Raw genomic sequence first — 8,680 nt, 5'->3', positions numbered from 1 at the left:
GCAGCCAGTGGCGAACGATCCACCTGCTGAGACGCCTGATTCAGAGCAGCAGCCAGTGGCGAACGATCCACCTGCTGAGACGCCTGATTCAGAGCAGCAGCCAGTGGCGAACGATCCACCGACTGAAGACCTTATCCAATATATCCGGTGGCTCTACACGCTCGGATATACACCCGACGACTTACGAGAATTTGGCCTATTACCACCAAAGATCGATCCTGTGGCCGAAATTGATACAACATATCTATCAATCGCAGCAAATCAGGAAAAAGCAGCTGGTGGTGATATAATCAGTTTCACAGTTAGTACTGAAGGACCTGTCACAGACAGTGTCCATGTTAGCGTTAGATTTGATCGGCTCGCAACCACATTCTCCTTAGACCCCACCCTTGTTGTTTTCGCTATGGCTCCAGGAGACAGCGTTGTCGAAGTAGAAACACAAGTGGTCAGGGTTTATGGGGTGCCATCCAGCGGGAGAATGCGGGCAGTTCTTGTCACAGACAATGACGAAAAAACGGTCTTTCAGAACAAGCTGGCATACACACAGATTGTCAACTGGCTTGGAAAATCTACTGCTGTAGCCTACCCCAACCCATTCAACCCAGAGACCACGATTTCCTACACCTCTGGCGGTGGGCATGTCTCTATCTCGATTTACAATATTATGGGTCAGCGCGTGCGCGAAGTAGTCTCCCGCGATCACGCCGCCGGCACCTACCGGGTGAGGTGGGATGCGAGAGACGACGGTGGTCGCCGCGTCGCGTCGGGCATTTATTTTGCCCACATTGCGAGCGCAGGAGAAAGCACTGTGGCCACAATCAGGCTCATGCTGCTGAAGTGAGCCCACAGAGACACAAAAAAACAAGGGCTTAGAATCGTTTTTCACGATCTGCCATTGGGTAGGGTAAATAGATAGGTTCGATTTTTGGGGCACAGATCGCATTTATGCCCCTCTGAGAGGGTTTTGTTCCGCCCGGGCAGGGGACTGGCCGGGCGGAAAAAGGAGAAAAAATGGATAATAGGGCACGAATAGAACGCGTCGTGGACGGTGATACGGTGGATGTGCTGATCAATCTCGGGTACGGCGTTTGGAAAGAGGAACGCGTGCGGATTGTCGGCATTGACACACCGGAATGCCGCACGCGAGACCTGGACGAAAAACGCATGGGTCTCATGGCGAAAGCGCGTGTAGTGGGTATGTGTCCGGCGGGTGGCGAGGTGGTGCTCCGGGGCACTGAGCGCGGAAAATACGGCCGGATACTCGCTGATATCATTGTGGATGATATCTCGGTCGCAGAAACGCTGATTTGTGAGCGCCTCGCAGTCGCGTATCACGGACAGTCGAAGGAGGATATCGCGGACGAGCACCTCGAGAACAGGGCATGGCATGAGGCTCGTCAGGAGGACATATGAAGCTCGGCCTGGATATTCTGAAAATCGTCACTAACCCGGCTGGATTTGTGACCGATCAGGTCATCGAGCGGATCGTGGAGCGTGACGAGAGCGGCAAGGAGCTCCCTGAAGTTCATGCATTCCAAATTAAATTGGACCGAATCGCGTCCCTCCTGTCGTTCATTGCCGTGCGGATGGATCCCGAGGGCTATGAGCGGGTGTTTGGGGCGATAGGTGGCACTCCTCAGCCTGAACCTGCGCAACAAGAGCAGGAAGCAGGCGAGGACACACAGGAGGACGAAGAATGGCTATAATCCTCATCACAAACCTACTGATGCTCCTGTGTCTCGTGGGTGCTGCGCTGGCGCAGGACACACAGACGGCCAGCACCCTCGTAGGGCTGGGCGGCGGTGTGGGCGGTGTGGGCGGTGTGACCGGCGTCACATCCCTCGTACAGTCGAACCGCACATCGAAAGTGCTGGACGAGTTCCACGAAGAAATCAAGATCCTCCACTCGAAGCTAAATCGTGCGATCGAGGCCAGCATCACCCGCGATGGCGAAAAAAACGCCCTGGCCGAGCAGGTCACAACGTCTCATGCCGCCATCCGAAACGATCTGACCGAGATGGGCAAAAAAATCGACCGCATCCAGAGCGAGGTGCACAATGTCGCGCTGGACGTGGCGCAGCATCTCCCCTTCCACAATCGCCACAATCGGCGACAGCAGGATGACATACTATGATCGACACAGCCAATAGGCTCGCACAGATAGACGCGCTCATATCTGCGCTAACACAAGAGCGCGCGGTCCTGGTGCACAGGCTCGCAGAGGAGACCATAGCGTCAGGGCCCGAAGAAGTGCCGCCTGCGCGACCCGAAACAATCATCCCCACAGCAGTCATCCTTGGCGTCTCTCACATCGTGCAGGGTGATCCGCGATGGGGTCAAACGCACATCGGCGAGGTGGGGTACACGGGGTGCTTGATGGAAGATGGTGGCTGTGCAGTCGCTGCCCTCTCTGCGCTGACAGGGTATCACCTGGGGCGCGATGTGACGCCGGTCATCTTGAATCGATACCTCCAAGAAAGTGGCGGGTATGCCGATGGTGCCGCCGTGGTCTGGGCGACTATCACAAAACTCCTCGAAAAATACGGCGTGGGCGCGCAACACCGGTCAATTAAGAGTGCCGATCTGGCCGAGGTGGGTGCAGCCGTGCGCGAGCAGATCGACAAGGAAAATCCGGTAGTCCTGCGTATGCGAGGTAGCAATGGACCACATTTTTTATTGGCCATTGGCTACACAGCCGGCACAGACGGCGCGATAGATATCGTCACGCACGATCCGGGCACGAAGCGAGGGGATGGCTACGGACAGCCCCCATGCACGCTGGAAAACCCCACACGATCGTATGCCCTTGAGGGTGCAGAGGTTTACGATGTCACAAAACAGCCTATATAGGAACCCGTTATGAATGAGATTGAGCTGAAAATATTACGCGGAGATATTTTGCGGTGTGTCAATATCCTCGCTCCAGGTGTCGGCGTGCCAGTGGGCGGACTAACGCTTAAAAAAACCCTCGACCAGTCCGGGTATGCCAGCTTGTCGCAAGAGGCTGTCCTGGCCGAGTGCAGATACCTGGCCGACCCACTGTTAGGGTTTCTGGACATTTCGTATCCTGCGGTGATGAAAATCACGACCTATCTGGTCACGCTGCGTGCGGCAGGCAAGGATATCATAGACGGCACCTGCACGAACGAATCTGTGACCATCCCAGAAAACGAATAACCCATGCCACCCAGAAGCAAAATATCCCAGCTACCCAAGCCCTTGCAGGATGAGATCCTCAAGCGCTATGACGAGGGCCACACATTCGCCGAGATCGAGGAGTGGCTCCGTGCTATGGGGGAGGATGTCGGCAAGTCCTCCATCCAGCGCCACCACTCCAAGATGCTGGCAAAGTGGCGAGAAGTCAGGAAAATAAAATCACAGGCGGCGGCAATGATGGAGGAGCTCGGCAAAAATCCGTCCATCGAACTGTCGCAGGTCATGATGGACCTGCTCATGAGCGGCATCATGGATGCGATGGACAAGGGTGTAGATTTTACCGAGTCCACACCTGTCGAGCTTGGCCGCCTGGTCGTATCAATGCACAGAGCAGAGGTGATTCGCGAGCGAATGCGGGTGTATTACAGCGAACGCATTCGGCGGGCGGCGGATGAGGTGTGCAAGAAGATGGTGGGCAAAACAGACCAGGAAACCATCGATTACGTCAGAAAAAAGTTTTATGGCCTGAGTACATCGAGGCCACAGGAGAGCGAATGATCCAACCGAGCACCGATCTGGAAAATCCTGAGATTTTCGCGGATCCCAAATCCATCGCCCAAGAGGCAGAAAAAAAGCGGGATAAATACCCGCATCAATATGGCGGGGATCAGGTCACCTCCGGCGGCCTGGTGCTCGATTTGACGCGATACCAGAAGGCGATCGTGGAGGATCGGGCGCGTTTTCTCTTTGCCTGCATCACCCGGCAGGGCGGAAAATCGTGTGCAGCGACCCTGAAAATCAGCTTTGAGACTGTGGAGGATAAGGACGATTGGTTGATGCTATCGGCATCCGAGCGGCAGGGCAGGGAGTTGATGCTCGACCTGGGTGCTCATTTGGGGGCGATCGGACATGGTGTGGAAATTGTGCAGGGGGTGATCATTGTGGACGAAAAAGAGCACAAGGCTCTTGAAGTGACACTAAAAAACGGCCGGCGCGTGCTGGCACTCGCAGCGAACGCATCTACGGCTCGCGGGCGGGGCATGTCGATCTACCTGGACGAGTTTGGTTTTCATAGAAATTCGTGGGCGATATGGTCTGCCGTTTTCGCATCCATCACGCGCGGGCACAGGGCGATGATTACCAGTACGCCGAGCGAGCAGCCGTCCAAATTCAACGAAATGCGGGAGCGCAAAATCCCCATCTGGAAATATTACGATGTCAATATCCACCAAGCGATTGAGCAGGGGCTGGAGCTATATGATCACGAAGGCAAGCCAGCCACGCCCGATCAACTGAGGCAGGCGCTCGATGATGAGGTGGCCTGGGCGCGTGAGTATCTCCTGAAAAACATCGACGAGTCCGGATTTTTCCTGCCCTATGAGCTCTTGCGCTCATGTGAGGCGGGGCCAGTGAAGCGTCCGTCGTGGGTCGATGACCTCATCCGTGCTGCACAGCAGTCCCACGAGCGCGAGCGGCTCACAGCCAAGCCAGAAGAGCCAGACCTGGCGAAAATCGTCCGCATCCCGCACGATGATAATACCACCCTTTATGGTGGGTATGATGTGGCCAGGAGTAGGCACTTTTCTGTGCTGTGGATAGACCGAACGGACGGCACGGACCCTTCTGAACAGGCCGCCATGATTGAGATGCGCGATTTTCCGTTCCGGGTGCAGTATAAGATTCTCGATGCAATCCTGCGCCATCCGGCGATGTCTCGCGTGTGTATCGACCGGACCGGGATCGGGATGCAGTTGGCAGAAGACGCCGAACATTTCCACCCTGGAAAGGTGGAGGGCATCGCACAGACCCAGCCGAATAATAGCATGCTCTCGCACCACCTGAAAAACGTATTAGAGGACAGGGCGACCCGGATCCCGAATGATGAGACCGTCCGCGAAAGCCTCCACTCAATGATGCGCGAGCTCACCGCCACAGGACATGAGCGATTCGTCGCCAAAACGACCGACCAGACGGGCCACGCAGATCATTATTGGGCAAAGGCGCTGTGCGAGTGGGCGCGAAAGCCAGGGGAAACCCCGCCACCTGCGGGCGCAGACATTGCCCCCGCGCGCCAGGCAAGTCGCCTGAAGCGGTGGTTTGCTCGCACCGATCGCCTCGTCGCCTGAGTGAGGGCATATGGGATTTCGAGAGTGGCTGGGAGCAAAGCTCGTACCTGCCCCAACTGAAAAACAGCAGGCATCACTGGCCGCGGCAGGCGATTCGCTATCGCGAGAAGATGATGGCTGGACACCGCTTGGGGCGACCCGAAACAGGCGCAATCTGATACCCTGGAAGGTCGCACAGGCACAAGAGGCGGCCCATGAGGTGTGGCAGAAAAATCCGCTGGCGAAGCGGATGGTAGAGCTTGAAGTCGATATCGTATGCGGCGAGGGATTCGAGGTGTCATCTACTGACGATCGCGCGGATGAGGTATTAAAAAAACACTGGCATCACCCGATGAATGATTGGCCGGGGTTTATGCGCGATTATGTGCGCGAAAAAACAATTTGGGGCGAGGCGCTGATGCCCGTTTCTACAGGGCAGGGTATGGTGTATCTCGGATGGGTCGATCCCTCAAATATCGTCGATGTAAAAAAATGCCAGGAGAGTGGAAAATGGGACGGACAGGTCGCGCTCAGGTGCGGAAAAAACGGCACGGAGCGAATCTATCTGGAAAACATCCGCTACATGATGGGCGAGGATGCATTGTCCGGCGATGCGTTTTTCTTCAGGCGAAACAGCGTCATCGGTGCGACCAGGGGCGTATCTGACCTGTACCCATTCATCGATTGGGTGCGAGGCCACGAACAAATGCTATTCGACCAGATGGAACGCGTTGGTCTCTTGAACTCATTCATATGGGATGTGACACTGAAGGGTGAGGATCAGTCGGGTGTAGTGGAATGGACCAAGCGCCAGAGTGCGCCGGATCCGGGGTCTGTCCGTGCTCACAATGAGAGCGAGATTTGGCAGACACTCACACCGGATATACATGCCTCAGACGCCGCAGAATCGTCCACATCGGTAAAAAAACACATCGCGTCCGCCTGGGGATTCCCCGAACACTGGGTAGGGGCTGCGGACGACGTAAACAGGGCTACAGCCGCCGAAACCGATTTCCCTACTCAGAGCACACTGTCTGCCAGGTCGCGCACTGAGCGCACAGATACGGGGCGCGTGATGGCTTTTGTGCTCCAAACGGCCCACAGTGCCGGTCAGGTGGGTGCAGATGCCCCCTTTCGCGTCGAATCACCGCCGGTACAGAATACCGACCTGGAAAAGGTGGCAGCCTCATTTCAGCACACAATCGGCGCGCTGGCAGTCGCGCGGACAAATTCCTGGACGGATGATGATACCGCCATAGAGATTCTGTCCATGTTCGCAGGAAAATTCGGGATCGAGGTCGAGGCATCAGAGCTCAAGGAAAGGCTCAACAATCCATCCACGGCGGATATGGAGATGTACAAGAAAGCGGGCGAGATGGCGCAAAACATGAGGCACAGGAATGGCAACGCGCGATGAATACGGCCGCGAGGTTGATGCACGAATGGATGAGGATGAGCGGCGCGACAGGGTGCGTATCACATCCGCGCAGGGCCTCATCGACGAGGCGCGCGCAAACATTGTGCGACGACTCGAAAGTGCTGGCGAGTTTGAGACGGTGTATTTGGAGGGACTGAGGCGCGAGATCGAGGACGTGCTCGGCGATATGGATCAGGGCGTGTCTGGTCTGATTGGGGTCTCTGGCGATGAAATATCCGATCAGGTAGATACAGATCTCACCGATACGCTTAGAATCGCGAGCATTGCCACAGATTTTCCGATGATCGACCGTGCATTGATCACCAGCTATGTCGAATTTGCATCGACGACGTTCAAGGGCGTGACCACCGAGGCATCGGCAAAGATTATGCAGGAAGTGGCTTTGTCTGCTGTGGGCGCCAAGACGCGCAACGAGGCCATCGGGGAAATTGGGCGCAACTTGTCTGACAGATCTATTTTTCGCACGATCTCACAGCGTGCAGAAACGATCCTATCGACCGAACAGGCACGGCTTCGCGCCGCGGCCAGGCAGCACAGGATGGATGCGTTGTCCGAGCGTGATCTTGGACTAATGAAATACTGGCAGACTCGCGGGGACACGAATGTGCGATCGACGCACGTACAGGCAGGATTGGACTATTCAGAAGAACGGGCGATAGCACTGGATGCGAGATACCGGATCGGAGGCTTTTGGACGCTTTACCCGCGTGCCTGGTCACTGCCTGCTAAAGAATCTGTCCGGTGTAGGTGCTACAGCCTCATTTACGTTCCAGATGATTTGTTTTCAGACACATAGACACAGGAGGAGTATATGAGCTCACGTGAGCGAGAGCGAATTTTGGAGGCGCTGCAAGCGCGCGGCACAGAAGTGCCAGAAGGCGCATCGGACAGCGACATCCTGGATCTGCTGGCAGATGCGCCCGCCGATGAGGCATCGGCGTACAAAAGGGGCGGCATAGCGGCGCTGGTCGAGGCGCTGGGACGTCCTGCACGGGCATTGCGACGCGAGTTGCAGGATCTCATCAACAACGAGCCGGAGCCGGAGCCGGTGGATGTTTTTCAGGTGTGGAGTGAGACCGAGGGCGAGCATTCGGACAAACTCAATGCCGTCTTAGACGCCCAAGGCGAGACGATAAGCGACCTGGCTGCTCCTGATTCCTGGAATTTTTACCCCGCCGACGGGGTGGATCCCGACGCGCTGGTGATCGTATATGCCGATGGTCGCAAGGTCCGTCACGAGCGAGGATAAAACATGCCACGGAGAGGATCGCTTTTAGGCGCATTGGCAGAAATGCAGGGCGAGGGCGACAGCAAAGGGTGGATCTGGCGCATTCAGTTGCTCAGGCCAGGATTTGCCAACGGCATCCCGCGCATGGTCTTCAGCGAAGATTCTGTCTCCCTAACGGCAGAAATGCTGGACGGCCAGGACAATATCGCCTCGTATATGCGCAGCGAAAACCAGCACGGATACAGCCCGATGAATTATTCGGAGCAGGATCGGTGCGGATGGGTTGCTGCTTCTGCGCTGGAAAATGATGGGGCGATTTACGCAGAACTCCACATCACCCGCAATGCGTGCGGCACAGACCTCCATGCCCTGCTTTCGGACGCTTCTGAGCGCGGAAACGAGAACGTGGTCGGCATCTCTATGATGTTTGATATGGAGGGTGATTACGAATGGATGGAAGGCCCCGACGGGAGAGAGCGGGGGTATTTTGTGGTTGAGCGCATCACCGCCGTGCATGCGGTGGATGTGGTGCGAGCAGGTGCTGCGTCAGACGGGTTCATAGGCGCATTAACCGAGAATGGAGAGGATGACATGAACAGAGAGCAGATATTGGCACTCCTGACTGCGCGCGGCATAGACGTGCCCCAGGGAGCCAGCGATGAGGACGTGCTCGGGCTATTGTCAGAGCATTTGGGATCCACAGAAGATCCACCTGCCGAGCCTGGCACAGAAGACCCGCCTGGCAACACAGAA

Annotated in this window: 11 protein-coding genes and 2 pseudogenes (2 of these 13 only partly in view); all 13 read left to right on the top strand. The window is 56.3% G+C overall.

Annotation, left to right across the window (positions count from 1 at the left end; all coding sequences use genetic code 11):
* Nucleotides 1–290, top strand: a pseudogene (locus F4Y39_24825) (hypothetical protein) (it extends 943 nt beyond the left edge of the window).
* 113 nt (nucleotides 291–403) lie between these two features.
* Nucleotides 404–841: a T9SS type A sorting domain-containing protein gene (locus F4Y39_24820; protein ID MYC16959.1), complete on the top strand. Its 438-nt coding sequence runs from the start codon at nucleotides 404–406 to the stop codon at nucleotides 839–841.
* A gap of 170 nt (nucleotides 842–1,011) precedes the next feature.
* Complete coding sequence (locus F4Y39_24815) at nucleotides 1,012–1,413, top strand: thermonuclease family protein (protein ID MYC16958.1); 402 nt, start codon at nucleotides 1,012–1,014, stop codon at nucleotides 1,411–1,413.
* Nucleotides 1,410–1,706, top strand: coding sequence for a hypothetical protein (locus F4Y39_24810; GenBank protein ID MYC16957.1), 297 nt, complete (start codon nucleotides 1,410–1,412; stop codon nucleotides 1,704–1,706). Before F4Y39_24815 ends, F4Y39_24810 begins: the two co-directional genes overlap by 4 nt.
* Complete coding sequence (locus F4Y39_24805) at nucleotides 1,697–2,134, top strand: hypothetical protein (GenBank protein ID MYC16956.1); 438 nt, start codon at nucleotides 1,697–1,699, stop codon at nucleotides 2,132–2,134. The genes F4Y39_24810 and F4Y39_24805 overlap by 10 nt, the downstream gene beginning before the upstream one ends.
* Nucleotides 2,131–2,850 (top strand): hypothetical protein, encoded by a 720-nt coding sequence (locus F4Y39_24800; GenBank protein ID MYC16955.1) that lies wholly within the window; start codon nucleotides 2,131–2,133, stop codon nucleotides 2,848–2,850. The genes F4Y39_24805 and F4Y39_24800 overlap by 4 nt, the downstream gene beginning before the upstream one ends.
* A 9-nt stretch (nucleotides 2,851–2,859) precedes the next feature.
* On the top strand, nucleotides 2,860–3,177 hold the full coding sequence (locus F4Y39_24795; GenBank protein ID MYC16954.1) for a hypothetical protein: 318 nt from the start codon (nucleotides 2,860–2,862) through the stop codon (nucleotides 3,175–3,177).
* A gap of 3 nt (nucleotides 3,178–3,180) precedes the next feature.
* Nucleotides 3,181–3,714, top strand: a complete 534-nt coding sequence (locus F4Y39_24790; protein ID MYC16953.1) for a DUF3486 family protein — start codon at nucleotides 3,181–3,183, stop codon at nucleotides 3,712–3,714.
* The gene (locus F4Y39_24785) at nucleotides 3,711–5,282 is read left to right on the top strand and encodes a hypothetical protein (GenBank protein MYC16952.1); all 1,572 of its coding nucleotides are present in this window, start codon (nucleotides 3,711–3,713) and stop codon (nucleotides 5,280–5,282) included. The genes F4Y39_24790 and F4Y39_24785 overlap by 4 nt, the downstream gene beginning before the upstream one ends.
* A gap of 10 nt (nucleotides 5,283–5,292) precedes the next feature.
* The gene (locus F4Y39_24780) at nucleotides 5,293–6,678 is read left to right on the top strand and encodes a hypothetical protein (protein MYC16951.1); all 1,386 of its coding nucleotides are present in this window, start codon (nucleotides 5,293–5,295) and stop codon (nucleotides 6,676–6,678) included.
* On the top strand, nucleotides 6,662–7,495 hold the full coding sequence (locus F4Y39_24775) for a hypothetical protein (protein ID MYC16950.1): 834 nt from the start codon (nucleotides 6,662–6,664) through the stop codon (nucleotides 7,493–7,495). Before F4Y39_24780 ends, F4Y39_24775 begins: the two co-directional genes overlap by 17 nt.
* A 15-nt stretch (nucleotides 7,496–7,510) precedes the next feature.
* Complete coding sequence (locus tag F4Y39_24770) at nucleotides 7,511–7,948, top strand: hypothetical protein (protein MYC16949.1); 438 nt, start codon at nucleotides 7,511–7,513, stop codon at nucleotides 7,946–7,948.
* Between the two features lie 3 nt (nucleotides 7,949–7,951).
* Nucleotides 7,952–8,680: pseudogene (locus F4Y39_24765) on the top strand (hypothetical protein) (it continues 207 nt past the right edge of the window).

The sequence above is a fragment of the Gemmatimonadota bacterium genome (assembly GCA_009838845.1).
GTDB lineage: Bacteria > Latescibacterota > UBA2968 > UBA2968 > UBA2968 > VXRD01.
Note: the sequence above shows the minus strand (reverse complement) of the source record. Positions and strands in the feature narration are given on the sequence as shown.

Bases quoted from the DNA above. Each gene is read 5' to 3' on its own strand.
- F4Y39_24795 (MYC16954.1), top strand. From the start codon at position 2,860: ATGAATGAGATTGAGCTGAAAATATTACGCGGAGATATTTTGCGGTGT.
- F4Y39_24790 (MYC16953.1), top strand. From the start codon at position 3,181: ATGCCACCCAGAAGCAAAATATCCCAGCTACCCAAGCCCTTGCAGGAT.
- F4Y39_24770 (MYC16949.1), top strand. From the start codon at position 7,511: ATGAGCTCACGTGAGCGAGAGCGAATTTTGGAGGCGCTGCAAGCGCGC.
- F4Y39_24805 (MYC16956.1), top strand. From the start codon at position 1,697: ATGGCTATAATCCTCATCACAAACCTACTGATGCTCCTGTGTCTCGTG.
- F4Y39_24785 (MYC16952.1), top strand. From the start codon at position 3,711: ATGATCCAACCGAGCACCGATCTGGAAAATCCTGAGATTTTCGCGGAT.
- F4Y39_24800 (MYC16955.1), top strand. From the start codon at position 2,131: ATGATCGACACAGCCAATAGGCTCGCACAGATAGACGCGCTCATATCT.
- F4Y39_24815 (MYC16958.1), top strand. From the start codon at position 1,012: ATGGATAATAGGGCACGAATAGAACGCGTCGTGGACGGTGATACGGTG.
- F4Y39_24820 (MYC16959.1), top strand. From the start codon at position 404: ATGGCTCCAGGAGACAGCGTTGTCGAAGTAGAAACACAAGTGGTCAGG.
- F4Y39_24810 (MYC16957.1), top strand. From the start codon at position 1,410: ATGAAGCTCGGCCTGGATATTCTGAAAATCGTCACTAACCCGGCTGGA.
- F4Y39_24780 (MYC16951.1), top strand. From the start codon at position 5,293: ATGGGATTTCGAGAGTGGCTGGGAGCAAAGCTCGTACCTGCCCCAACT.
- F4Y39_24775 (MYC16950.1), top strand. From the start codon at position 6,662: ATGGCAACGCGCGATGAATACGGCCGCGAGGTTGATGCACGAATGGAT.